The sequence below is a fragment of the Cognatiyoonia sp. genome, assembly GCF_965661665.1.
Lineage (GTDB): Bacteria > Pseudomonadota > Alphaproteobacteria > Rhodobacterales > Rhodobacteraceae > Cognatiyoonia.
Window position 1 is genome coordinate 1 of sequence record NZ_CBFIEO010000015.1, and the last position, 23520, is coordinate 23520.

Sequence of the window (23520 nt, forward strand, 5' to 3'; positions counted from 1 at the left end):
CAAAAACCAACCCCTCCTCGGTGTGGGTCATATCGGCAATAGACGGCAAAACCTCATGAGCCGTCACTTGAACAACAAGCAGTGACCACAGCAGCAGCACGCTTGACAACAGTTTGAGAAACGACACCTTGGTGCCAACGAAGATGGAGTGTGCCATGCGCGGTTTAGCCCTTACCCTTGCTCTTTTTGCCCAACCGGCCACTGCGCACGAACTTTGGATCGAACCACACAGCTATCGGAATCCTGCCGAAACTATTGTCACAGCCGATGTTGTCAACGGTGAGAACTTTGAAGGCATTCGATTGTCCTACATCCCTACGCAATTCGAACGGTTTGTGGCGGTGAATGGCGGCAAATTTGCCAATGTTCAGGGCCGCGTCGGGGACCGTCCTGCCATGCAATTGCAGCCGCTTGGTGATGGACTGCATGTCATCGCCTATCTGTCGAAAGTCGCCACCATCAAATATGAGGAATGGCAAAAGTTTCAGAACTTCGTAGATCACAAGGATCTGGGCGATGCGCTGACGGAACATCGTGCGCGTGGGCTGGATGAGGAAGGGTTTTCAGAGGCTTACACGCGGTTCTCAAAGTCATTGGTCAGTGTTGGCAGTGGTGAAGGTGCTGATCGACGCCTCGGGTTAGAGACGGAGATTGTCGCACTTGATAATCCCTACATGGACGGTCTGACGGAGATCCGGCTCGAACTGCATTACCAACGTGATCTGCGTGCCAATGAGCAAATAGAAGTCTTTGTAAAGGCTCCAGATGGCACGGTTGAGGTATCGCTTTATAGAACCGATGACAACGGCGTCGCCACCGTGCCTGTCAAACCAGGGCATGCGTATATGGCAGATGCGGTCGTGTTGCGCGAACCATCAGATGACTTGGCGGCAGCAACGGGTGCGGTTTGGGAAACGCTCTGGGCCAATATCACTTGGGCTATGCCGGAATAATTCCAACGCGATATACATTAATTATATGCCACAACCTTCTGATATTATTTGTGTTGGCTCGTTCCTTTGGGATGTGATTGGTCGATCCTCCAATCACATGCGCGTCGGATCAGATGTTCCGGGCCGGATCACCCGCCTGCCCGGTGGTGTGGCGCTCAACATTGCAATGACCTTGCAACAGTTTGGCATCAAACCCACCGTTCTTTCCGCGATTGGCAAGGACAAGGCTGGTGCCGAACTCCTCCATGAAATGGGGCGGATGGGCATGGATTGCGCCCATATCTACAGATCCGACGACCTGCCCACAGATGTCTATATGGCGATTGAGGGAGGCAATGGCCTTATTGCCGCAATCGCAGATGCCCATTCACTGGAGGCTGCAGGGGACAAAATCCTGACCCCGCTGCGCACCGGAGCGCTCAAAATTGGTGATCAACCCTTTGTTTTGGACGGCAACCTGACGGTGGATCTGCTGCAAACCATCGCAACGGACGACCTCTTCAAAGGCGCAGACCTCAGAATTGCGCCAGCTTCGCCTGGAAAAGCACTGCGCCTAAACGCTTTTATCCCACATGCAACAGCCACTCTGTATGTGAATTTGGAAGAGGCTGGCTATCTTTGCTCGACAGAGTTTGAAGACAGCCGGTCAGCTGCAGACACACTTCTGAAACGCGGCTGCGCGCGCGTTCTGGTGACAGATGGTGCGCGGTCAGTCACAGATGGCACCAAGGACAGCCTCATCACCCAAACCCCGCCCGAAGTGCTCGTCACCCGTGTTACTGGCGCAGGCGATACCTTCATGGCCGCGCACATCGCATCCGAAGTTCAATACATGCCGCGTGACGACGCCTTAAACCGCGCCCTGGAGGCCGCAGCGACCTACGTGTCTGGAGCCACCCCAAAATGATCCCCCTCCATTTCAGTGCAGACGTTCAGGCTGCAAGAGAGAAGAACCACCCCATCGTGGCGCTCGAAAGCACCATCATCACGCATGGGATGCCCTACCCCCAAAACGTTGAGACGGCCCAATTGGTCGAAGCAGACGTGCGCGAAAAGGGTGCCGTGCCCGCCACGATCGCTGTCCTCAACGGCAAACTGCACATCGGCCTGGAAGCAGATGGGCTTCAAGCATTGGGCCAAGCCAAAGATGTTGCGAAACTCAGCCGTGCGGATATTGCCGCCTGTATCGCTTCTGGTGGGACTGGAGCCACCACCGTTGCTGCCACAATGATTGCGGCAAATCTTGCTGGGATCTCCGTCTTCGCCACTGGCGGGATTGGGGGTGTGCATCGCGGTGCAGAGAGCAGCTTTGACATGTCTGCCGATCTTCAGGAGCTCGCGCAAACACCTGTCACCGTTGTTGGCGCGGGGGCAAAGGCGATCCTCGACCTTCCCAAAACTTTTGAAGTCCTCGAGACGCTCGGCGTCCCTGTCATCGCTGTCGGGCAAGACACCCTGCCCGAGTTCTGGTCCCGCGCCTCTGACCTCCCTGCGCCGCTGCGGTTCGATACGGCTGCAGAGATCGCGAAAGCTCACATCACCCGCGGTGTTATGGGGATTGCCGGCGGGCAATTGGTCTGTAATCCAATCCCGCAAAACGATGAGATTCCTACCGCCGACCTTCAGCCAATCATCACCCAAGCCCTCGCCGAAGCGGAGGCCGCAGGCATCGCCGCAAAAGCCGTCACGCCCTTCCTCTTGGGACGCATCTTTGAGCTAACCGATGGTCGCTCCCTCACGGCCAATATCGCTTTGGTTCGCAACAATGCCTGTTTGGCCGCCGAAATAGCCACTGAAATCAACAAAATGAAAAGCGTTTGAGCCATAGACGCCTCATCGCCTTGTGAGATCACGGCCAACGCCCTAAATCATCCAAAGTACGGCTTAGGACCCAAGACATGACGAACGACCCATTCCATGATGATGCACCCCGCCGCAAACCCGGGATCATTTCGCGGCTGCGCGGAAACTTCCTTGCGGGGCTTATCATTATTGCGCCAATTGGCCTAACCCTTTGGCTGATCTGGACGGTCGTGGGCTGGATTGATGGCTGGGTCTGGCCTTTCGTGCCGCGCGCCTATCATCCAGAAGAATTGGTCAACTGGGCGCTCGGCCTGACAGGCGAAGAACGGATCAAGGTCAACGTGCGTGGCATCGGCGTCTTCGTCTTCCTGATCTTTACGATTTTCGTGGGCTGGTTGGGTAAGGGCCTCATGGGCCGCTCCTTCCTGCGCTACGGCGAACGTCTTGTCGATCGCATGCCTGTTGTTCGTTCCATCTACAACGGCGCGAAACAAATTGCGGAGACGGTCTTTTCCCAGCGCGATACGTCATTCGACAAAGCCTGTCTGATCCAATACCCGCGCCCAGGTCTTTGGGCGATTGCCTTTATCTCAACTGACGCGAAAGGCGAAATAAAACGCCACCTGTCGAACGGCGAGGACTACGCGACCGTCTTTGTCCCAACGACACCCAACCCGACCTCAGGCTTCATCCTCTTCCTACCGCGCAGCGACATCAAAGTCCTTGATATGTCGGTGGAAGATGCCGCGAAGCTGGTCATCTCTGCCGGGCTTGTCTATCCAAACGGGATAGATGACGACAAACCAGAGACCTAAATGATCACGCCAGCCTTGGTGGGCTTTGCCACCGGCTTCTCCCTCATTCTGGCCATCGGTGCGCAGAACGCTTTCGTTCTGCGGCAGGGCTTGATGCGTCAGTACGTGTTTTGGCTGTGCCTGCTCTGCGCCGCCTCTGACGCTATCCTCATCACGGCGGGTTTTTTGGGGTTCGGCATCATCGTTGCGCAATTCCCAAACCTGCCGATTGTTATGGCATGGGGCGGTGCGATTTTTCTGTTCGTCTATGGTGCCATGAGGTTTTTGGCCGCGTGGAAAGGTGCCTATGCGATGCAGATCGAGGGGCAGTCCGCAGGCCTTTTGACCACGCTTGTCACCGGCGCGGCTTTCACGTGGCTCAACCCACATGTCTACCTCGACACGCTTGGCCTGATCGGTGCGATCTCAACCGATTATCCGGCAGGGTCACAGCGGACCGCGTTCGGAGTCGGTGCGGTCCTGTCGTCTTTCGTGTTCTTCTTCGGGCTGGGCTATGGTGCGCGGCTATTGACGCCCATCTTCCAATCGGCCCGTGCGTGGCGCATCCTTGATGTGGTGATTGGAGTGGTGATGTGGGCGCTGGCCCTGAAGCTTATCAGCTGAACATTGCTGCCAGATCGACGGTCGAACGTTCGTTCAAGTCGTCCTTATACTCTGCCAAAAACGCCTTCGCTGCCGCCTCACCCGCTGCTTGAAAACGGTTCAAGATCACAGGCGTCGGAATCGTCTTCATTGCAACACTCAGCTCATTCATCAGCGCGTCATCTGCGATCATGTGAACCAAAACGTCCTTCATTGTCTCGCGCTCGATGCTGCCATCGGCCAACAGGCGCAACACAAAACTGATCGGCCGCAGCTCGCGCAAGAGCGACGTGTTAAAGCTGATCTCATTCGCACGGTTCTGGATTGCCGTGCTGTCCACCGGCAACTCTTCGCGATAAAGTGGTTTGATATTCACGACCAAAATGTCGTTTGGCAGGCCTTTGTCGAACAGCGGAAATAGCGCCGGATTGCCGGTGTACCAGCCGTCCTAATAAGCCTCCAACTTGTTATGTGTCGGGATCTTCAATTTCAACCGCTTTAAACAGGCTCGGCAAACAGGCGGGGGCCATGATTGCTGTGGGGTTAATCTCATCGCCTTGAAACAGCTTGATCTTGCCAGACCGCACATTGGTTGCACAAATCCGCAACGCTGGCCCATCTGCTGCGTAGACCTGATCAAAATGCAGCTCCCGTAAAATCCGTTCCCACGAGTTCTTCACTAGACCGCTGTACATGTAAGGCTACAACATACGAGTGCTTAAATCAAAGGAGGCGTAAGCGGGCGAATAGTCGAGCGCTTTGGTAAATGCCCCTGCAAAAGGCGTCAGCGACGCGATCCACGGTTGCGGGCGCCGACCTGACCCCAAAGTGAATTTAGATTGTTAAGCGCTCCCTTGCGGCCGCCAGAAATCAACCCCGCTTTCAGCGCAGATCCATTGAGCGCACCCGCCTATGTGCCAGAGATGCCGGCAATCTCAATGTATTCATCCGCCAGCAAGACATTCAGCACACCCCAGGTGAACGCCCCATGTGCCCCGCCGCGCTGAAGCGCCAGATTGATCCGCTTGGTCACAGGGCCGTCCAGCCGCCATCAACGCTGATCGTGGTGCCTGTGATCTGGTCCGCTGCTGATGAACATAGGAAGTTCACGGTCTGGCCCAACTGCTCCACCGTTGCAAATTCCTTGGACGGCTGGCGCTCCAAGATGATCTTCTGCGCTACTTCTTCTTTACTCATGTTGTACTTCTTGGCGGTGTCAGGGATCTGAGCCTCAACCAATGGCGTCAGCACATAGCCTGGACAGATGGCATTGCAGGTGATTGGTTCCTGAGCCGTCTCCAACGCCACAGCCTTGGTCATGCCGACAACACCGTGCTTCGCCGCCACGTAGGCCGATTTGTAGGGGGACGCCGTCAACCCGTGGGCGGAAGCGATGTTGACCACCCTGCCCCAACCCCGTTCGCGCATAATCGGCAAAGCCACCGCTGTCGTGTGAAAGGCAGAGCTCATGTTGATCGCAATGATCGCGTCCCATTTTTCAACCGGAAAATCCTCAATCGGGGCAACGTGCTGAATGCCTGCATTATTCACAAGAATGTCGCAGCCACCGGCCTTTTCTATCAACACGCGACAGGCATTACCCTTGGACATATCCGCCTGAATGTACCGCGCATCGAGGCCGGTTTCCTTCGCTATCTCCGCGGCCAAGGCATGATCGCTTTCATCATTGGTATAAGAGTTTAGCACAACATTCACGCCAGCCCGCGCCAGCTCCCACGCTACACCCAATCCGATGCCGGAGTTTGACCCTGTAATGATCGCTGTCTTTTCGCCGCTCATCTTGGCAATCCTTTCAAATCATTTTGGAAAAACACTATGCTGCAACTGCAAAATAGCCAACCATCAGGGCGACTTAAGAATCACTTAATTTTCAGGTAAACCTGCACGGACATTCGCAAGAATCTGCCATTTTCCTAAAAAAAACGCCCGCACGAAGCGGGCGTAAAGTTCTTGAGGCAGGTTTCATACAGGCAAGAAACCTATCGAGCAGTGATTGCTTTATAGGCAATTCGGCGCCAGCAACCAAGCTAAAAGTTTGAAATACTTGAAAACCCTCAGTACTCTCAAAGTTACTAAGAACTGGGCCAAGAAGGATTGTAGCAGATATGAGATCAGATTTTTTCCGCCTGTCGTTGGGCAGTTTTGCTGCCTCCGTGGTTTTGGCCACGTCTGCACGAGCTGAACCGCTACACGGCATCGCGATGTACGGCGAACCGGCCCTCTCTGCGGATTTCACCCATCTACCCTATGCCAATCCTGATGCGCTCAACGGCGGCAAAATCGTCACCTCTAGCGTTGGCACCTTCGACAGTCTGAACCCATACATTCAAAAAGGCTCCGTCCACTGGCAATTGCGGTTTCTGACGCAAGAAAGCCTGATGGGCCGTTCACTCGATGAACCATTCTCACTCTACGGGGTCTTGGCCGAAACGATTGAGACAAGTCCGGAGCGTGATTGGGTCGAATTCACTTTACGCGAAGAGGCGACATTCTCAGATGGCAGCCCCGTCACTGTCGAAGATGTCCTTTGGTCCTACGAAACACTCGGCACCCAAGGCCACGGACGCTATCGCGGCTTCTGGGAAAAGGTTGAAACCCTCGAACAAACCGGCCCCCGCGCCGTGCGCATTACCTTCAACACTGAAGATCGCGAACTGGTTCTGATCGCGGGCCTGCGTCCGATCCTGAAGAAAGCACAATGGGACGGTGTGGAATTTGCGGAAAGCGGCCGCGACATCGTGCCGATCACTTCCGCCGAATATGTCATCGATGAGTTTGAGGCGGGGCGATACATCTCCCTCAAACGCAACCCTGACTACTGGGGCAACGACATTCCCTTCCGCAGGGGCACCGGCAACCTCGATGAAATCCGGTTGGAGTTCTACGGCGATGACACAGCCGCGTTCGAGGCGTTCAAGGTCGGCGAAGTCAACGCCAACCGCGAATTCAACGTTGCCAAGTGGGAGAGCCAGTACAACTTCCCGCGCGTTCAGAATGGGGAGGTTGTTCTTTCCGTCGTACCGCATGAACGTCCCTCCGGCATGACAGGTTTTGCAATGAACACCCGTCGCGACAAGTTTGCAGACTGGCGTGTGCGTGATGCGATGCTCCATGCGTTCAATTTTGAATTTATCAACGAAACACTGACAGGCTCTGCTCAGCCGCGCATTACCTCTTATTGGTCCAACTCCCCTTTGGGCATGGAGGATGGCCCCGCCACAGGTCGTGTCCGTGAATTCCTGGAACCTTTCGCCGCTGACCTCCCTCCCGGCGCACTTGATGGCTACGCGCTTCCCGTCGCGGATGGCAGCGAACGTAACCGCGCAGGGATCGCCGCGGCGTTAGATCAGATGGCTGCAGCGGGCTACACCGTTGTGGATGGCGCGATGACCAACCCCGACGGCACACCGTTCACTTTTGATATTTTGATTCAAAGCGGCGGGTCGGAAAACAAAGCCATCACCGACATGTTCGTGCAATCGCTCGAACGAATGGGCATCACCGCGACCGTCTCTGCCGTGGACCGCCCGCAGTTCAAGGAACGCACTGACACCTACGACTTCGACATGGTCTACTATCGTCGCGGCGTCTCCCTTTCCCCCGGGAATGAGCAATACGCCTACTACGGCTCTGAACGCGCGGATGAGGAAGGCGGGCGCAACCTGATGGGTGTCAAATCCCCCGTCGTGGATGAGATGATCGGAAAGCTGCTGACCTCAGAAAGCCAAGATGACTTTGTGGCCGCCGTCAAAGCCTTGGACCGCACCTTGACCTCTGGCCGCTATGTTATTCCAATTTATCAGTGGAACATCAGCCGACAGGCTCACGTTAAAGAGCTCAAGTTCCCAGACGAATTGCCGATCTTTGGCGATTGGCCCGGTTGGCAGCCTGACGTATGGTGGTGGGAAGACTAAGCCCACCACCTCATTCAACAAAAAGCATCACACATGAAGTATATCTTTCTAGCAACGATCGCCCTTTTTACGACCGCCTGCACCCCGGCCCGCATCGCTGCCGACGCGGCGGTCACAACAGGCCAAGTCGTGCTGGGTGCTGCGGATATGCTGCTCTAAATGCGTCGGATGCTGGTGGCAGAGGGTTTGGGCACCTGCCTGCTTTTGATCGGCGTTGTTGGCTCCGGTATTATGGGGTCGGCTTTGGCAGACGGCAACGTCGCAATCACACTCCTCGCCAATGCCATTGCGACCGGCTGCATCCTCTACGCCATCATCACCACACTTGGCCCAATTTCCGGCGCGCATTTCAACCCAGTCGTCACGCTTTACTTCTGGCTCCGGCGTGAGACGGACACCGCTGTCGCGCTGGGCTACATACCAGTCCAAATTGCTGGCGGGATCGTTGGCGTCTGGCTCATCCATCTGATGTTTGACCTGCCCATTTGGCAGTTCGGTGGAACCACCCGAAGTGGCCTTGGCCAATGGTTCGGCGAAGCTATCGCCACCTTTGGACTTCTATTTGTGATTGCTGGTGGCCTCCGCTCCAAACCCGATGCGGTGCCAACGCTCGTGGCTCTCTACATCACCGGCGCCTATTGGTTCACTCCTTCCACCAGCTTTGCCAATCCCGCCGTCACCATCGCCCGCGTCTTCAGCGATACCTTCGCAGGCATTGCGCCAACCGACGCCCCCATGTTCATCCTCATGCAGGTGATCGGCCTCGGGGGCGCGCTTGCACTATTCCCCTGGCTTTTTCCGAAATCAGGTGAGTGACGTCATCCAAAGGATCGTCGCATCGTCCTGACTGATGGAGATGACGTTGTGCCCCATCGTGGCATCGTAATACGCACTGTCCCCACGGCGTAACTCCAGCGGCTCATAGAACTCCGTATAAAGCCGCACAACGCCGGTCAGCACGTAAAGGAATTCTTCCCCATCGTGCCGGATCCAGCCGTCAAACTCGGACATATCCCGCACCCGAATGCGTGACCGATAGGGCAGCATCTTCTTGCGGGTCAAACCATCTGCCAAAAGCTCATGCTCATAGGTGGTGGTCATCTGAACTGTGGTTTCGTCCGACTTCGTCACACTCAACCGCCCATTCACCTGATCGCCAGACGGCGGTGTGAAAAGCTGCGGAACAGAGATTTCTAAACCTACGGCCACCTTCTTCAAAGCGTCATACGTCGGCGACATTTGCCCATTCTCAATCTTGGACAGGGTTGAGCGTGCCAAACCAGCCTGCTTTGCGGCCTGTTCCAGCGTCCAATTCTTAGCCTTGCGCAACTCTCGCACGCGCAGACCAAGATCAAGCGGCTCGGCTTTCTCTATCTCCCCATTATCACGGGCGACGCGGACGATGGCGGTGGGATCATTCTTGGACATACGCTCGTATAACCAAGCCAAGCCTGCGCTTGCAACCCAACGAGGCCGCAGATACCGATGGGCCATGCACCTAGGACCTCCCCCAAAATCCTTTAACATGGCGCAGTATGTGCTCTCGGCCGATGTCGATCCGGAGAAACCCGCGTTGGAGATTGTGGGCGCCAATCCCATCCGCTTGACGTACGGCGAACTCCGGCAGGCCGTTGAAACGTACGCCGCTCAGATTGCGGACCAAACGAGTGGACCAAGCGATCGCGTTCTGCTTCGCCTCGGCAATAAGCCTGACTGCCCCATAAGCTACCTCGCGGCCATCGCCGTGGGCCGCATTCCGATCGTGACCTCAGCTAAACTGACGGCGGCGGAGGTGGAGCATATCGTCGATGTAACCCAGCCCGCACTCACCGTCTGCGACCCTGACCTCAACGCACCCAAAGGCATCCCAATCCTTCAGGAGACTGAAGCAACGTTCGAAGGCTACGAAATGGGCGATCCCAATCGCGGCGCATACATCGTTTTCACCTCCGGCACCTCCGGCAAGCAGATGCCTGTGTTGCACGCCCACCGCGCGATTTGGGCTCGGCGGAGCATGTTTGACGGCTGGACTGGCCTGACTGCCGGCGATCGTTTTATGCACGCAGGTGCCTTTAATTGGACCTATACAATGGGCACCGGCCTGATGGATCCGTGGACCCTTGGCGCGACAGCCCTCATCCCCGCCGATGGCACCCCGACGTCCGACCTGCCAAACCTGATGGCCGAGGGGCAAGCTACCATCTTCGCCGCCAGCCCTGGCGTATATCGCCGCCTCAGCCGCACAACGTTTCCAGCGGCCCCGCACCTTCGCTACGGCCTCTCCGCAGGTGAAAAACTCCCCAAAGAAACGAGACAGGCATGGGAACAGGCTACATACACGAAGGTTCACGAAGCCTACGGCATGTCCGAATGCTCAACCTTCATCTCCGGTTCAGCCCTCCATAACGCCCCCGAAGGCACGCTGGGCTTTGGGCAACCCGGCAGGCAGATCACTGTCCTGAACGTGGACCCCGGCACCCAGATCGGCGAAATCGCTGTCCACCGTGATGATCTTGGCCTTATGCTCGGCTACTTCAATGCCCCCGATGCAACGGCCGCTAAGTTCGATGGCCCGTGGTTCCGTACAGGCGATCTCGCGCAGCAAACACCAGACGGAGCGTTTCACTACAAAGGCCGCGCCAACGATATGATGAACGCAGGCGGGCACCGCGTAAGCCCGATAGAGGTGGAAGCCGCCCTCGCCCAATGTTCGGAAATCACAGAAGTGGCCTGCGCAGAAGTGCGGCTCAAATACGACCTTTCGCTGATTGCCGCCTTTTATGTCGCGCCAAACCTGATAGACGAGGACGAGATCAAATCGGCTCTTGCAACCCGCCTTGCCGATTACAAAATCCCGCGTCTTTTCGTTCCGGTGTCTCAGCTGCCGCGTGGGAATAACAACAAGCTTCTGCGCCAGAAGCTCCGCCAAGATTGGGAGGCCGCACATGGTCAAGCTTGATATCATCTCCGATCCCGTCTGCCCGTGGTGCTACATTGGCAAATCCAACTTCGACAAGGCGCTTGCCGACTTTCCGGATCATCCGTTTGAGATTCAATGGCACCCCTTCCAACTGAACCCCGACATGCCGCCCGAAGGTATGGACCGCCGTGAGTACCTTGAAGCAAAATTCGGCGGTAAGGAGGGTGTGATGCAAGCCTACGGCCCCGTCGTCACGCATGCGGAGAATGCAGGCGTCGAACTTAACCTCGATAAGATCCAAAAGACGCCCAACACCATCGATGCCCATCGATTGATCCATTGGGCGGGGCTGGAGCAGCTGCAATTGCTCGTCGTCGACCTGCTCTTCAAAGCCTACTTCGTCGAAGGCTGCGACATCAGCGATCACGAGGTGTTGTCCGCCATCGCGGAAACCGCCGAAATGGACACCAGCATGGTCACCCGCCTGTTGAAAACCGACAGCGACATCGAAGATATCCGCGCCCGCGACGTGCACAGCCGCAAAATGGGCATCCAATCCGTCCCCACCTTCATCGTCGCCAACCAACACGCCGTCCCGGGGGCCCAACCGCCGGAAATGTGGGCGAAGGTAATCAAGGAAATTCAAGATCAGTTGGATCAGGCGGAGTGACCCAACCAAGCCAAAGACTAAGCCAAGGCGAATTCATTGCGCTCATGGCCATGCTCACCGCCACGGTCGCGTTCTCCATTGATGCGATGTTGCCCGCGCTGCCTGAGATTGGCGAAGAACTCAGCCCTGTCGCGCTCAACAACGCGCAACTGATCCTCTCAGTCTTTATCCTTGGCATGGGCCTTGGCACGTTTTTTACTGGTCCCTTGTCGGACTCCTTCGGGCGCAAGATTGTGATGATCGGCGGCGCGCTGATCTATTCCGCCGCTGCACTCTGGGCCTATGTCGCGCAAAGCCTTGAAGGGGTGCTGTTCGCGCGCCTGATCCAAGGCATCGGCGCGGCAGGCCCGCGCGTGGTCGCCATGGCGATGATCCGTGACCTCTATGGCGGGCGGAACATGGCGCGGATTACGTCCTTTGTGCTGCTGATCTTTTCGCTCGTCCCCGCCCTCGCCCCGACGCTGGGCTATGTCATTATCGCGGGCTTTGGCTGGCGGGCGATCTTCCTTAGCTTTCTTGTCTTCTCTGCCGTTACCACCCTCTGGCTCTGGCGCCGCCAGCCAGAGACACTGACGGCCGAGGACCGCCGTCCGCTGAACCCGACCAAACTCTGGGAAGCCACGAAAGAGGTTTTCGCAACCGAAACAACACGCCTGTCGATCATCGTGCAGACGCTGGGGTTCGGTATCCTCTTCTCAAGCTTGTCCTCGATCCAGCAGATTTTCGACGTGGGCTTTGGGCGTGGCGACCATTTTCACCTATGGTTCGGCAGCATCGCGGTCATCGCGGCCAGTTCATCGCTGCTGAACGCGCGAATCGTGGGCAGCTACGGGATGCGCGCGATCATACGCCGTTCGTTTCAAGCAATGGTGCTGATCGCTGTCGTCATGCTGATCATGCAATTCTTAGGCAGTGAGACGGTCCGCTTCTGGTCGTTCTACATCTTCATCTTGGGATGCTTCTTCAATGCTGGACTCACACTTGGCAATCTCAATGCCCTAGCGATGGAGCCTTTGCCCCACATCGCGGGCCTCGCCGCAACCGCTGTCGCCGCCATTGGCACCGTCGGCTCCGTCCTCATCGCGATCCCTGTGGGCCTCGCCTTCAACGGCACACCAATCCCCTTAGGCTTCGCGGTTGTCATCCTAGCCACGCTTGCCTTTGCTATCACGAACAAGATCAAGCGACCGGGCGAAGATTAACCGGCCTTCCGCTTTCGCTCATCCGCCAACTTTTGGGCGAGATCGCGAGCGATGTTGAACGCGCCTTGGATTTTGTCCTTTTCCTTGGTCCAATCCCGTTTCACGACGATTTTGTTGTCCTTGATCTTTGCCAAACCGCGTTGATCGTTGATGAATTCGACCAACCCCTGCGGGCTTGCGAACTTATCGTTGTGAAATTGGATTGTCGCGCCTTTCGGCCCTGCGTCGAGCTTGGCAATTCCCGCTTTCTTGCACATCGCCTTGATCCGTACGACCAGCATGAGGGAGTTCACTTCCTTCGGCAGTTTGCCAAAGCGGTCAATGAGTTCTGCCGCGAACCCTTCCAGCTCTACCTTGGTGCTGAGTTCTGATAAACGACGATAGAGGCCCAGACGGACATCCAGATCCGGGATGTAATCCTCTGGAATAAGTACAGGAATCCCAAGGTTGATATTGGGTGCCCATTGTCCGTCATCGACGATCCCGTCGGCGGAGCCTGACTTGATCGCGGCGATCTGCTCTTCCAGCATCTGTTGGTAAAGCTCGTAGCCTACCTCTTTCATCTGGCCGGACTGCTCTTCGCCCAGAAGATTGCCTGCCCCGCGAATGTCGAGGTCTTGGGAGGCCAGCGTGAACCCTGCCCCCAATTTGTCGAGCGACCCCAACACCCGCAATCGTTTCTGCGCAGTGTCCGTCAATCGTTGGCGTGGCTTCGTGGTCAGATAGGCATAGGCACGGGTTTTAGACCGGCCAACACGGCCCCTGATCTGATAAAGCTGCGCCAAGCCGAACATATCTGCCGCCCAGATGATCATAGTATTCGCCGTTGGAATGTCGAGGCCGGATTCTACAATCGTGGTCGCCAGCAAAACGTCGTACTTGCCGTCGTAGAAAGCGTTCATCCGATCATCCAACTCCCCCGCCGCCATCTGGCCGGTGGCGGTGATAAAGGACACTTCCGGCACCTGATCCCGCAGGAAGGCTTCCAGCTCTGGAATGTCGGAAATGCGCGGCACGACAAAGAACGACTGCCCCCCGCGATAGTGTTCGCGCAGCAGAGCCTCCCGAATTGTGACGGTGTCAAATTCACTGACATAAGTGCGGATCGCCAAGCGGTCGATCGGCGGTGTGCCAATGATCGACAAGTCCCGCACGCCAGAGAGCGAGAGTTGCAACGTCCGTGGGATCGGCGTTGCAGTCAGGGTCAACACATGCACATCCGTGCGCATCTGTTTCAACCGCTCTTTATGCTGTACCCCGAAATGCTGCTCTTCATCGATGATCAGCAAGCCAAGGTTTTTGAACCGAATGTTCTTGGCCAAAAGCGCATGGGTGCCCACGACAACATCCAACGTGCCTTTCGCCATCCCTTCCCGCGTTGAATTCGCATCCTTCGGGGACACAAACCGCGACAGGGGCCTCACGTTCACGGGGAACCCACGGAACCGTTCCGCAAAGTTCTTGTAGTGCTGTCGCGCTAGGAGGGTCGTCGGCGCAATGATCGCCACCTGGACGCCGGTCAATGCAGCGACAAAGGCCGCGCGGATGGCCACCTCCGTCTTGCCAAAGCCGACATCGCCGCAGATCAAGCGGTCCATCGGACGACCGGAGGACATGTCGTTCATCACATCCTCGATCGCCTGAAGCTGATCGTCGGTTTCCACATAAGGGAACCGCGCAAGGAACTGATCCCAAAGCCCGTCCATAGGCTCCATCACCGGCGCCGTGCGCAACTCCCGCTCTGCCGCGACACGGATCAGACGTTCTGCGATCTGACGGATGCGCTCTTTCAGCTTGGCTTTCTTGGCTTGCCATGCACCGCCACCTAGACGATCCAAAAGCCCCGTATCGTGACCGTACTTTGATAGCAGCTCGATATTCTCAACGGGCAGATAGAGCTTCGCCTGCTCTGCGTACTCTAGCAGTAAACACTCATGTGCGGCACCAAGGGCTGTCACCACCTCAAGCCCGACAAACCGCCCAACGCCGTGATCGACGTGAACCGCTAAATCACCGGGAGCGAGCGACGTGGCTTCCGTTAGGAAGTTCTTCGCCTGTCGCTTCCGCTTCGTCTGCCGGATCAGGCGGTCGCCCAAGACGTCCTGTTCTGAAATCACCGTCAGCCCAGGCGCTTCAAACCCCGCATCCAAGGCCCAGACCGCCAGATGCAAGCCCGCCTTTCCGATGCGAGAAAAGTCAGTGATGGGGATCGCCTCTGCGATACCTTCATCCTCGATCAATCCCGTCAGGCGTTCGCGCGCGCCGTCAGAATAGCATGCAATCACAACTGGCCCATCCGCCAACCGCGCCTTCACATGAGAGGCCAAACTGCCGAACAGGCTGACCTGTTCTTGCTGGCGCTCTGGCGCAAAGTTCCGCCCCGGACGCCCGCCGGCATCCGTAACACCGGGCCCTGTTGCCTGAGGCAAAGGTGCAAACTGGATGACCCGCGCTTCGGTCAAGGCCGCATCCCACGCGGCATCATCCAAATAAAGCAGCTTCGGCGGTGCAGGCTTATAGACCGTGTCCATCCGCGACTTTTGCTCAAGTGCGTGTATGCGCGTGCCGTATTGATCTTCGATCGCCTCCCAGCGGGCCAACCGGCTTGGATCAACCTGATAGTCAAGGCTGACCGTCACACCTGGCAAGTAGTCAAAGAGCGTCTCCAGATCGTCTTGAAAGAAACTCAGCCAATGTTCCACACCTGCATGCTTCCGACCCGCTGACACTGCTTCATAAAGCGGATCGTCCGTACCAGCCGCGCCAAACTCGATGCGATAGTTCTGCCGAAACCGCGTGATCGCTGCCTCATCGAGAACAACCTCGGACACGGGCGCCAGTTCGATCTCGGTCAGTTTTTCGGTGGTGCGCTGCGTAACGGGATCAAACCGCCGCGCGCCATCCAACACGTCACCGAAAAGGTCCAACCTTATGGGCCCTGTCTGGCCTGGCGGGAAGATATCAATGATCCCACCCCGAACAGCGTAATCCCCCGGCTCCATCACCGTAGGGCTTTGCGTAAAACCCATCCGCACAAGGAAGGACTTCAACCCATCCTCATCCATGCGCTTGCCAACCGTGGCGGAAAACGCGGCCTCTTTAAGCAAGGACCGCGGTGGCACCTTCTGCGTCGCAGCGTTCACCGTGGTCAGCAGGATGTATTGATGCGGCATCCCATGCACCAATCCGGCCAGGGTGGCCATCCGCGCCGCCGACACATCCGCGTTAGGCGACACACGGTCGTAAGGCAAACAATCCCACGCCGGAAACACGACAACAGGCACATCCGGCGCAAGGAACGCCAAAGCAGCCTGCATCGCTGCCAACCGCTTATCATCGCGGGCGACATGGCACACCGGCCCGCCGCTTTTGCCCATCTCTTCCAAGATGACTTGCGCATCAAAGCCTTCCGGCGCACCGCTAATGGTAGTTTTCTTCACTGCTGACATGCGACGCGACCTATGCGAGCCTGCGCAGGTGTCAAGTTAAAGAAACCTGACAACATCAAGGTTTTGGTACATTCCAAACATCGCTGTGAAAAAGATCGCGATGATCCCGACGACCTGCGTCTTCAATCTGTGCCAAAACAGGGCGGAGATCAACTCTTTACCCTTCGGCTGCGCCTCATTCATCACATAAGCAGTGTGCATACTGATCCCAAGGACAAAGGACAGCGGCAGTGCGAGTAAGAAAATCGCCTGCGCCAGTTCAAACCAGTAATAAAAGGCAATCAAGCCAAGCGCTGTCAGCAGGAAATAGATGAAACCAACCAAGAAGGCGCCGGCTGTTTGGTTTATATGCACCAAACGGTTCACGTTCACCCGTGCGATATCCTCCAAATCACGCATCCCTTGCCCCGTTTCATCGCGGCGGGCACGCTGGATCAAGTCATTAGGCACGCCCAGCACAAAATGACTCACAGACGACCATACGACCGCAACCGCCATCCAATACCAGATGGAGGAAAAGGATCGCAGTTCGATGACTTGAAAGAGAGCTGTGGTCCAGTCCACCCGAGGGGTCCTACTGTGCGGTTCGTTGCGTTCGGCGGACACTAGCGTCAGCGCCGCCAATTGCCTAGCCTTGGCAAGCAGGAAAATCCGTGCGACCAACGCTTTGTGACCAGAAAGGCCCTAATATGAAACCGACCGTCGCCCCTTTTCCCTCCATGCGGTTCCGCCGGATGCGGCAATCGCCTGCACTCAGAGCCTTGTCAGGGCAAAACAGGCTGACGGTTGAGGATTTGATTTGGCCGATTTTCGTCATGGACGGCAAAGATGACGAAACACCAATCCCCTCCATGTCCGGTGTCACACGCAAAACCGTCGATCGCGCGGTCACTGCCGCGAAAGAGGCGCACACCTTGGGCATCCCTGCGATTTGCATCTTTCCTTACACCTCGATGGAGGCGCGGACCGAAGACTGCGCCATGGCGTGGAATCCCAACAATGTCAGCAACCGTGCGATCCGCGCGATCAAAGACGCAGTGCCCGATATTGCGATCATGACCGACATCGCGCTCGACCCCTATAACATCAACGGCCACGACGGCTTTGTCGACGACGGAGAGATCGTCAACGACCGCACGGTTGAAGCGCTGGTCAAAATGGCCATCGCTCAGGCTGAAGCTGGTGCCGATATCCTCGGCCCCTCTGACATGATGGATGGGCGCATCGGCGCGATCCGCTCGGCGCTCGAGTCCAATGGCCACCAAAACGTCACCATTCTCAGCTACACCGCCAAATACGCCTCTAGCTTTTACGGCCCATTCCGTGATGCGGTTGGCGCAAGCTCTGCGCTCACAGGCGATAAAAACACCTACCAAATGGACCCTGCCAATTCAGACGAAGCACTCCGCCTTGTGGAACGCGACCTGATGGAAGGCGCAGATATGGTGATGGTGAAACCTGGGATGCCATACCTCGATATCTGTCGCCGCGTGAAAGACAGTTTTGGCGTACCGACCTACGCCTACCAAGTCAGCGGCGAATACGCGATGCTGATGGCCGCCGTACAAAACGGCTGGCTCGATGGGGACAAAGTGATAGCTGAGAGTCTTTTGTGTTTTAAAAGAGCGGGTTGCGACGGCATCCTCACCTACTTTGCACCACGGGTGGCGAAAGCGCTGAATGGGTAACGCCGCAAAATCGACTACCACCACATCTTGCGCGTGACAGTGCCGACGGCACTGTTTATAAAGTTGCTAAGAGGGCAAAAGCCCCAATATCGGCAGTATAAGGCATATTCAGATGACAAACTTCAGTAGACGCAGCTTTGCGCTTGGGGCGGCTGCACTTCCTTTGGCAGCCTGCGGCAACGGCATTGGTGGCAGTGGCGCCGCGATGATTGATGCCCGCGTGGCCGAAACACTCAACTTCCTCTACGCCAACTACCCTGGCATGCAGGACCTTGCTGATCGGTCAGCAGGTCAACTTGTAATGCCCCTTGTATCCGAAATTGGATTGGGTTTTGGCGCGTCCTTCGGGCGTGGTGCCCTGCGCGTTGGCGACAGTAGTGTGGACTACTACAGCGCCGCCTCCGCCTCCGCTGGTCTCCAAATTGGCGCACAACAGTTCAGCCACGTGCTGTTCTTCATGACATCTGACGCACTGATGGATTTCCGCACGTCTGACGGCTGGGCCGCTGGCGCTGATCTTGAGTACGCCATCGCGGAACAAGGTGAAGTCTTGCGGGCAGACACGACAACCTCCCTGTCCCCTGTGGTTGCGCTGGTCTTTGGTCAGGCGGGCCTGCGGATCGGCGCAACACTTGAGGGCACTAAATATACCCGCATCATCCCATAATCTGGGATCACACAGCGGCGACTGAGACGACGACGTTCAACCCAATTTTGGTTCAGACAAGATTGGCATCTCCGGAGGCCCCAAATTCGTTTCGGTCCAAATCGCCGGTGATGTGAAGCACAAGAGTGCTCAAATCGCCCATATCGCTGCCCCGTTCGCGGTAGATGCGCGCGTCCAGTGTGACCGGTCGCACGACACCCTGAAGCGTCAAATTGCCTTCGAACGTGGCCCCGATCCCTGACCGCGTCACTCGCGACCTCTCAAAAGTTGCCCGCGGATTCTGCGTGGTCGACAGAACCGCCTCAGAGCGCACAGCTTCCGTCAACTTGCCAAAACCTGCATGCGTCCCTGTCATATGAAACATCACAAAAACCTATGATCGGCTCAGATTGTCAAAATCAATCACCATATCGGCCGCCGCAATCGGTATCTCCCCCTGAAATTCTGACCATTGCAGATTGTTGGTGAACCCGATGCGAGAGTCGTCAATTTTCAGCGTGTAGCTTTGTGGCGCAGCTCCTGCTGGCACGGTCTAAAAACCGACAAAAGCAGGCAGCGCGATTCTCCAAAACGGCATCATCCACCTCCAAGCAATCGGACGCTATTATTCTGCACTCTGATCACGGCCCACTAAAATACATGTGAACGCACACGTGAATGAAAATCGACACAACTGGTCGGTTGAGAACAAGAATCTGCCCATGGGAGATTCAGACTGACCAAAACGATGGAGGTCACAAAATGAAAACCAACACGCGCGTGGTCGTTATTGGCGGAGGCGTTGTCGGATGTTCGGTCCTCTATCACCTGACAAAACTCGGCTGGTCCGATGTCATGCTCCTCGATCGGTCAGAGCTGACCTCCGGCTCTACCTGGCACGCGGCGGGCGGCTTCCACACCTTGAACGGCGACACCAATATGGCTGCGCTGCAGGGGTACACCATTAACCTCTATCAAGAGCTGGAAAAGATCACCGGCATGTCCTGCGGTCTGCACCACGTCGGCGGTCTGACCCTTGCCGATAATCAAGACCGCTTTGACATGCTCGTCGCAGAACGGGCCAAGCATCGCTACATGGGCCTTGACACCCACATTGTTGGGCCGGACGAGATCAAGAAGATGGCCCCGATCACCAATACGGACGGGATCATCGGGGCGCTGTATGATCCGCTCGACGGGCACCTCGACCCGTCGGGCACCACCCACGCTTATGCCAAAGCCGCGCGGATGGGTGGGGCGACGGTAAAAATCCACACGATGGTCAAAGAAACCAACCAGCGTTCCGACGGCACATGGGACGTGGTGACGGACAGAGGGACCATTCACACCGAACATGTGGTCAACGCAGGTGGGCTTTGGGCGCGTGAAGTTGCGGCAATGGCAGGCATCTATGCGCCGCTGCACCCGATGGAGCATCAATACATCGTCACCGATGAGATTCCCGAGATTTACGAACGCGACGAAGAGCATCCGCATATCATCGATCCTGGTGGAGAAAGCTATCTCAGGCAGGAAGGCCGCGGCCTGTGTATAGGGTTCTACGAAAAGCCCTGCAAACCGTGGGCGGTCGACGGCACCCCTTGGACTTTCGGGCATGAACTTTTGCCGGACAACCTCGACAAGATCGAAAACTCCATTAACTTTGCCTACCGCCGCTTCCCGATCCTCGAACGCTCCGGCGTCAAAACGGTGATCCACGGTCCGTTCACCTTTGCTCCTGACGGCAACCCGCTTGTTGGCCCCGTCCCCGGCGTGCGGAACTACTGGTCCGCTTGCGGTGTTATGGCGGGCTTCAGCCAAGGCGGCGGTGTTGGGCTGATGCTGGCGCAATGGATGATTGAAGGCGAGTGCGAGCGCGATGTCACCGCTCTTGACGTCGCGCGCTACGGCAAGTGGATCACGAAAGGCTATACCCGTCCAAAAGTGATTGAGAACTACCAAAACCGTTTCTCTGTCAGCTACCCAAACGAAGAACTGCCCGCCGCCCGTCCGCACCGCACCACGGCGATGTATGACATTTTCAAAGATCTTGGCGCTGTCTTTGGCCATCAGTTCGGGCTTGAGGTGCCCAATTACTTTGCTCAAGGCGATGAACCGACGTACGAAACACCCTCCTTCCGCCGGTCGGACGCTTTTGAGGCTGTGGGGCGTGAAGTGCGTGCCGTCCGCGACAGCGTCGGCATCAACGAAATCCAGAATTTCGGCAAATTCGCCATCACGGGGCCAAACGCCCGGGCATGGCTCGACAAAATCATGGCAGGTCGCCTTCCGCAGCCTGGCCGGATCACACTCACCCCAATGCTGACGCCCAAAGGCAAGCTGATGGGCGACTTCACCGTGAGCTGTCTTGAGGAAGGTAACTTCCAACTCACCGCCAGCTACGGCTATCAAGAGGCGCACTACCGCTGGTTCCTGCAACACTTTGAGGACGGCGTGCAGGTCCGAAATGTCAGTGACCGCCGGACGGGTTTTCAGATCGCGGGGCCGAAATCACGCGATCTGCTCGCCGCCTGCACACGCGACGCGACAGACCTCAAATTCCGCGACGTGCGGCAAATGACCATTGGGCAAGTGACCTGCACTGTGCAGCAAGTCAGCTACACTGGCGACCTTGGATTTGAGATTTATTGCGACCCGATGGATCAGCGTCAGCTGTGGCACACCCTTTGGGACGCGGGCCAACCGATGAACATCACACCGTTTGGGATGCGCACAATGATGTCGCTCCGCCTTGATCGGTTGTTCGGGTCTTGGTTGCGGGAGTTTTCACCTGATTACACCGCCGCCGAAACTGGCATCGACCGTTTCATACAATGGTCCAAGAACACCGATTTCATCGGTCGTGCAGCGGCCGAGGCTGAACGCGCCAACCCACCGGCCCGCACCTCCGTTGCGTTTGAGGTGGACGCCAACGACGCCGACGTCACAGCTTATGAACCGGTCTTTATCGACGGCGAAGTCGTGGGCTTCTGCACCTCCGGCGGCTACAGTCACCACACACAGAGATCCATTGCCCTTGCTCTCATCCCGCGCGACAAGGCGAAGGACGGGCTGGAGGCGGAGATCGAAATCCTTGGCAAGATGTGCAAAGCACGACTGATCACGTCCCCGCTATTTGAGCCAAAAGGTATCGTCACCACGGGTTAGAGGCACTAGATTCTATCCAATGATACCGATTTTGATCATAGCAGCAGGGACATCGCGGCGCATGGGTGGCGAAGATCAGCTGATGCTCAAGATCGATGGCGTGCCGCTGATTGTGCGCACGTGCCGCCGTGCAGCGGCTACGGGGCACCCTGTCTTTGCCGCGATCCCCGGCCCGTGGCATCCCAGATATGAAGCCCTACGCGACGAACCTGTCACCTGCTTTGACGTGCCCGGTCACAAAGAAGGGATTGGCGGCCCCATGCGGGGGGCGGTCCGCCGCCTGCCCCCGTGCGAGGCCTTCATGATCGTCCTAGCCGACATGCCGGATTTGGAAACCGCTGACCTTCAAAAAGTCACCACCACATTTCCGCACCAAGCAAAAAACACTGTGGTCCGCGCCTTTACCGATAGGGACGACCCAGGCCATCCGATCCTCGTTTCCAGCGACCTTCGGCCAGAATTTTCAGAGCTGTCAGGTGATGACGGCGCGAATTTGATCGTGTCAAATCCCAACTTAAATCTGATCCGCGTCCAACTTTCCAAAGATCGCGAAATTCACAAGGTGATCAGGGCATCACGACTTCTGCAAAACGCGCAATGCCGTGGAGCGGCTTAGTCCAAGGTCCGATTTCATCTTTGTTTCCAATTTTTCGCCAAGTTTTGCGTCAACGCGTCGCCTCTAACGAGAAAACGCGGGCAGACCGATCACGAATGGAAAACAACGCGACAGCCGCACAGGCCCGATATTGATGTCAATTGAGTGAAGGCGTTTCGCCACACTTTTGTTCACGTGCCCAAAACAACGATTACGCATACTTGTTTTTGTTTCCAGTGCGCCCAGAAATTGCGCCGCGACACTCCGAATCAAGTCATTTTCATGGCCGTGCGGCACTCCTGGCTTTCTCGAACCTGACAAACTTGTAAGGTTGCCATCAGGTTCTCATTAAGTTCACCGGTCACATGTCGGTCCACACAAGATGGAAAGACAGATATGACCACTCCGGCAAAACCACATAGCTTTATCACCCGTAGCATCCATTGGGCCTCCGCCGCATTGATTGCTTTTGGCTATTTCAAGGGCCTCGACAACGTGTCTCAACTCGCTGATCCGAATTTGTTACGGACAGAGGTGATCTTTTCCCTCCTGCTGGGTGGCCTCTTTGCCTTGCGCCTGTTGTGGACCAAGAAAGTGGCCGGCCATACGCGCCTGCCCACAGACGCGCCGCGGTGGGAAAAATTCGCCTCTCAAGCCGTTCACGTCGGACTTTATGCAAGCGTCTTCTTGATCGTGATCTCAGGTCTGGGCATTGCTCTGGGATACACAACCCCGGTGCTTTCCGGTCTGTTTCTGTCGGCGATGATTGGTTTGCATGAATTTGCACTCGCCGCGCTGCCGATACTGTTGATCACGCACATCGCTGGTGCGCTCTGGCATCGCTTCATTCGCAGAGACGGGATCTTTGAAAGCATGGTCCCCGGCCTCTCGTCAAACGGAAAGGCGAGCTAAGACCGAATAGTGGATTGACCCCCCTGCGACTGAACGCTAGGACACGCAACGTGCCGATGTGGCGGAATGGTAGACGCAGGGGATTCAAAATCCCCCGATGGCAACATCGTGAGAGTTCGAGTCTCTCCATCGGCACCACCAAATCCTTCTCGCCTGCCTTGACCTAGACCGCGCCTCATGGC

At 56.7% G+C, this 23520-nt stretch carries 21 protein-coding genes, 1 tRNA gene and 1 pseudogene; 17 read left to right on the top strand and 6 right to left on the bottom strand.

Going from position 1 to position 23520, the window contains the following annotated elements; genetic code table 11:
* Positions 1-155 precede the first annotated feature (155 nt).
* From ACTF5F_RS10560 to ACTF5F_RS10580, 5 genes are all read left to right on the top strand, one after another.
* The gene (locus tag ACTF5F_RS10560) at positions 156-953 is read left to right on the top strand and encodes a DUF4198 domain-containing protein (RefSeq protein ID WP_438956836.1); all 798 of its coding nucleotides are present in this window, start codon (positions 156-158) and stop codon (positions 951-953) included.
* A gap of 25 nt (positions 954-978) precedes the next feature.
* On the top strand, positions 979-1860 hold the full coding sequence (locus ACTF5F_RS10565; RefSeq protein WP_438956837.1) for a PfkB family carbohydrate kinase: 882 nt from the start codon (positions 979-981) through the stop codon (positions 1858-1860).
* A complete protein-coding gene (locus tag ACTF5F_RS10570) occupies positions 1857-2774 on the top strand; it encodes a pseudouridine-5'-phosphate glycosidase (protein ID WP_438956838.1) in 918 nt (305 codons plus the stop codon). Before ACTF5F_RS10565 ends, ACTF5F_RS10570 begins: the two co-directional genes overlap by 4 nt.
* Before the next feature lie 77 nt (positions 2775-2851).
* Positions 2852-3571 (top strand): DUF502 domain-containing protein, encoded by a 720-nt coding sequence (locus ACTF5F_RS10575; protein ID WP_438956839.1) that lies wholly within the window; start codon positions 2852-2854, stop codon positions 3569-3571.
* The gene (locus ACTF5F_RS10580; protein ID WP_438956840.1) at positions 3572-4174 is read left to right on the top strand and encodes a LysE/ArgO family amino acid transporter; all 603 of its coding nucleotides are present in this window, start codon (positions 3572-3574) and stop codon (positions 4172-4174) included. It begins immediately after the preceding gene.
* Here the strand turns inward: ACTF5F_RS10580 and ACTF5F_RS10585 are convergent.
* Positions 4167-5186 (bottom strand): annotated as a pseudogene (locus ACTF5F_RS10585) (patatin-like phospholipase family protein). The gene ACTF5F_RS10580 and the pseudogene ACTF5F_RS10585 overlap by 8 nt on opposite strands.
* On the bottom strand, positions 5183-5953 hold the full coding sequence (locus ACTF5F_RS10590; RefSeq protein ID WP_438956841.1) for a 3-hydroxybutyrate dehydrogenase: 771 nt from the start codon (positions 5951-5953) through the stop codon (positions 5183-5185). Before ACTF5F_RS10590 ends, ACTF5F_RS10585 begins: the two are co-directional and overlap by 4 nt.
* A 326-nt stretch (positions 5954-6279) precedes the next feature.
* Here ACTF5F_RS10590 and ACTF5F_RS10595 point away from each other — a divergent pair, with 326 nt between their 5' ends.
* The 3 genes from ACTF5F_RS10595 to ACTF5F_RS10605 are packed head-to-tail and all read left to right on the top strand — an operon-like array spanning position 6280 to position 8904.
* Positions 6280-8088 carry an extracellular solute-binding protein gene (locus tag ACTF5F_RS10595; RefSeq protein ID WP_438956842.1) on the top strand — a complete coding sequence of 603 codons (1809 nt, stop codon included), beginning with the start codon at positions 6280-6282 and terminating at the stop codon, positions 8086-8088.
* Between the two features lie 33 nt (positions 8089-8121).
* Positions 8122-8247: a hypothetical protein gene (locus ACTF5F_RS10600; protein ID WP_438956843.1), complete on the top strand. Its 126-nt coding sequence runs from the start codon at positions 8122-8124 to the stop codon at positions 8245-8247.
* The gene (locus ACTF5F_RS10605) at positions 8248-8904 is read left to right on the top strand and encodes an aquaporin (RefSeq protein WP_438956844.1); all 657 of its coding nucleotides are present in this window, start codon (positions 8248-8250) and stop codon (positions 8902-8904) included.
* On the opposite strand, the gene ACTF5F_RS10610 is transcribed toward ACTF5F_RS10605, so the two are convergent.
* Positions 8893-9516, bottom strand: a complete 624-nt coding sequence (locus ACTF5F_RS10610) for a helix-turn-helix domain-containing protein (protein ID WP_438956906.1) — start codon at positions 9514-9516, stop codon at positions 8893-8895. The genes ACTF5F_RS10605 and ACTF5F_RS10610 overlap by 12 nt on opposite strands.
* Positions 9517-9613: 97 nt before the next feature.
* Between ACTF5F_RS10610 and ACTF5F_RS10615 the strand changes: the two genes are divergently transcribed.
* Genes ACTF5F_RS10615 through ACTF5F_RS10625 form a run of 3 tightly spaced genes read left to right on the top strand, consistent with a single transcriptional unit; the run spans position 9614 to position 12880 of the window.
* Positions 9614-11047, top strand: coding sequence for a class I adenylate-forming enzyme family protein (locus tag ACTF5F_RS10615; RefSeq protein ID WP_438956845.1), 1434 nt, complete (start codon positions 9614-9616; stop codon positions 11045-11047).
* Positions 11034-11678 carry a DsbA family oxidoreductase gene (locus ACTF5F_RS10620; protein ID WP_438956846.1) on the top strand — a complete coding sequence of 215 codons (645 nt, stop codon included), beginning with the start codon at positions 11034-11036 and terminating at the stop codon, positions 11676-11678. The genes ACTF5F_RS10615 and ACTF5F_RS10620 overlap by 14 nt, the downstream gene beginning before the upstream one ends.
* The gene (locus ACTF5F_RS10625; protein WP_438956847.1) at positions 11675-12880 is read left to right on the top strand and encodes a multidrug effflux MFS transporter; all 1206 of its coding nucleotides are present in this window, start codon (positions 11675-11677) and stop codon (positions 12878-12880) included. The genes ACTF5F_RS10620 and ACTF5F_RS10625 overlap by 4 nt, the downstream gene beginning before the upstream one ends.
* Here ACTF5F_RS10625 and mfd read toward each other — a convergent pair.
* On the bottom strand, positions 12877-16329 hold the full coding sequence (gene mfd, locus ACTF5F_RS10630) for a transcription-repair coupling factor (protein WP_438956848.1): 3453 nt from the start codon (positions 16327-16329) through the stop codon (positions 12877-12879). The two genes, ACTF5F_RS10625 and mfd, sit on opposite strands and share 4 nt — an antisense overlap.
* Positions 16330-16365: 36 nt before the next feature.
* Positions 16366-16893: a component of SufBCD complex gene (locus tag ACTF5F_RS10635; protein WP_438956849.1), complete on the bottom strand. Its 528-nt coding sequence runs from the start codon at positions 16891-16893 to the stop codon at positions 16366-16368.
* Between the two features lie 125 nt (positions 16894-17018).
* Here ACTF5F_RS10635 and hemB point away from each other — a divergent pair, with 125 nt between their 5' ends.
* Together hemB and ACTF5F_RS10645 are read left to right on the top strand one after the other, a co-directional pair.
* Entirely contained in the window at positions 17019-18017 is a 999-nt protein-coding gene (gene hemB, locus ACTF5F_RS10640; protein ID WP_438956850.1) for a porphobilinogen synthase, read from the top strand.
* A 112-nt stretch (positions 18018-18129) separates the two neighbouring features.
* On the top strand, positions 18130-18684 hold the full coding sequence (locus tag ACTF5F_RS10645) for a YSC84-related protein (RefSeq protein ID WP_438956851.1): 555 nt from the start codon (positions 18130-18132) through the stop codon (positions 18682-18684).
* 52 nt (positions 18685-18736) lie between these two features.
* Here the strand turns inward: ACTF5F_RS10645 and ACTF5F_RS10650 are convergent, their stop codons facing one another.
* The gene (locus ACTF5F_RS10650; protein ID WP_438956852.1) at positions 18737-19048 is read right to left on the bottom strand and encodes a YceI family protein; all 312 of its coding nucleotides are present in this window, start codon (positions 19046-19048) and stop codon (positions 18737-18739) included.
* Positions 19049-19425: 377 nt separating this feature from the next.
* Between ACTF5F_RS10650 and ACTF5F_RS10655 the strand changes: the two genes are divergently transcribed.
* The 4 genes from ACTF5F_RS10655 (at position 19426) to ACTF5F_RS10670 (ending at position 23476) form a co-directional block, all read left to right on the top strand.
* Positions 19426-21831 (top strand): GcvT family protein, encoded by a 2406-nt coding sequence (locus ACTF5F_RS10655; RefSeq protein WP_438956853.1) that lies wholly within the window; start codon positions 19426-19428, stop codon positions 21829-21831.
* Between the two features lie 19 nt (positions 21832-21850).
* Complete coding sequence (locus tag ACTF5F_RS10660; RefSeq protein WP_438956854.1) at positions 21851-22447, top strand: nucleotidyltransferase family protein; 597 nt, start codon at positions 21851-21853, stop codon at positions 22445-22447.
* A gap of 375 nt (positions 22448-22822) precedes the next feature.
* Positions 22823-23338 carry a cytochrome b gene (locus ACTF5F_RS10665; RefSeq protein ID WP_438956855.1) on the top strand — a complete coding sequence of 172 codons (516 nt, stop codon included), beginning with the start codon at positions 22823-22825 and terminating at the stop codon, positions 23336-23338.
* Positions 23339-23390: 52 nt separating this feature from the next.
* Positions 23391-23476: transfer RNA gene (locus ACTF5F_RS10670), tRNA-Leu, on the top strand.
* Positions 23477-23520 lie beyond the last annotated feature (44 nt).

Excerpts from the sequence above, each read along its gene's own strand:
- ACTF5F_RS10560 (WP_438956836.1), top strand. The coding sequence starts at position 156 with ATGCGCGGTTTAGCCCTTACCCTTGCTCTTTTTGCCCAACCGGCCACT.
- ACTF5F_RS10565 (WP_438956837.1), top strand. The coding sequence starts at position 979 with ATGCCACAACCTTCTGATATTATTTGTGTTGGCTCGTTCCTTTGGGAT.
- ACTF5F_RS10570 (WP_438956838.1), top strand. The coding sequence starts at position 1,857 with ATGATCCCCCTCCATTTCAGTGCAGACGTTCAGGCTGCAAGAGAGAAG.
- ACTF5F_RS10575 (WP_438956839.1), top strand. The coding sequence starts at position 2,852 with ATGACGAACGACCCATTCCATGATGATGCACCCCGCCGCAAACCCGGG.
- ACTF5F_RS10580 (WP_438956840.1), top strand. The coding sequence starts at position 3,572 with ATGATCACGCCAGCCTTGGTGGGCTTTGCCACCGGCTTCTCCCTCATT.
- ACTF5F_RS10590 (WP_438956841.1), bottom strand. The coding sequence starts at position 5,953 with ATGAGCGGCGAAAAGACAGCGATCATTACAGGGTCAAACTCCGGCATC.
- ACTF5F_RS10595 (WP_438956842.1), top strand. The coding sequence starts at position 6,280 with ATGAGATCAGATTTTTTCCGCCTGTCGTTGGGCAGTTTTGCTGCCTCC.
- ACTF5F_RS10600 (WP_438956843.1), top strand. The coding sequence starts at position 8,122 with ATGAAGTATATCTTTCTAGCAACGATCGCCCTTTTTACGACCGCCTGC.
- ACTF5F_RS10605 (WP_438956844.1), top strand. The coding sequence starts at position 8,248 with ATGCGTCGGATGCTGGTGGCAGAGGGTTTGGGCACCTGCCTGCTTTTG.
- ACTF5F_RS10610 (WP_438956906.1), bottom strand. The coding sequence starts at position 9,516 with ATGTCCAAGAATGATCCCACCGCCATCGTCCGCGTCGCCCGTGATAAT.
- ACTF5F_RS10615 (WP_438956845.1), top strand. The coding sequence starts at position 9,614 with ATGGCGCAGTATGTGCTCTCGGCCGATGTCGATCCGGAGAAACCCGCG.
- ACTF5F_RS10620 (WP_438956846.1), top strand. The coding sequence starts at position 11,034 with ATGGTCAAGCTTGATATCATCTCCGATCCCGTCTGCCCGTGGTGCTAC.
- mfd (WP_438956848.1), bottom strand. The coding sequence starts at position 16,329 with ATGTCAGCAGTGAAGAAAACTACCATTAGCGGTGCGCCGGAAGGCTTT.
- hemB (WP_438956850.1), top strand. The coding sequence starts at position 17,019 with ATGAAACCGACCGTCGCCCCTTTTCCCTCCATGCGGTTCCGCCGGATG.
- ACTF5F_RS10645 (WP_438956851.1), top strand. The coding sequence starts at position 18,130 with ATGACAAACTTCAGTAGACGCAGCTTTGCGCTTGGGGCGGCTGCACTT.
- ACTF5F_RS10650 (WP_438956852.1), bottom strand. The coding sequence starts at position 19,048 with ATGTTTCATATGACAGGGACGCATGCAGGTTTTGGCAAGTTGACGGAA.
- ACTF5F_RS10655 (WP_438956853.1), top strand. The coding sequence starts at position 19,426 with ATGAAAACCAACACGCGCGTGGTCGTTATTGGCGGAGGCGTTGTCGGA.
- ACTF5F_RS10660 (WP_438956854.1), top strand. The coding sequence starts at position 21,851 with ATGATACCGATTTTGATCATAGCAGCAGGGACATCGCGGCGCATGGGT.
- ACTF5F_RS10665 (WP_438956855.1), top strand. The coding sequence starts at position 22,823 with ATGACCACTCCGGCAAAACCACATAGCTTTATCACCCGTAGCATCCAT.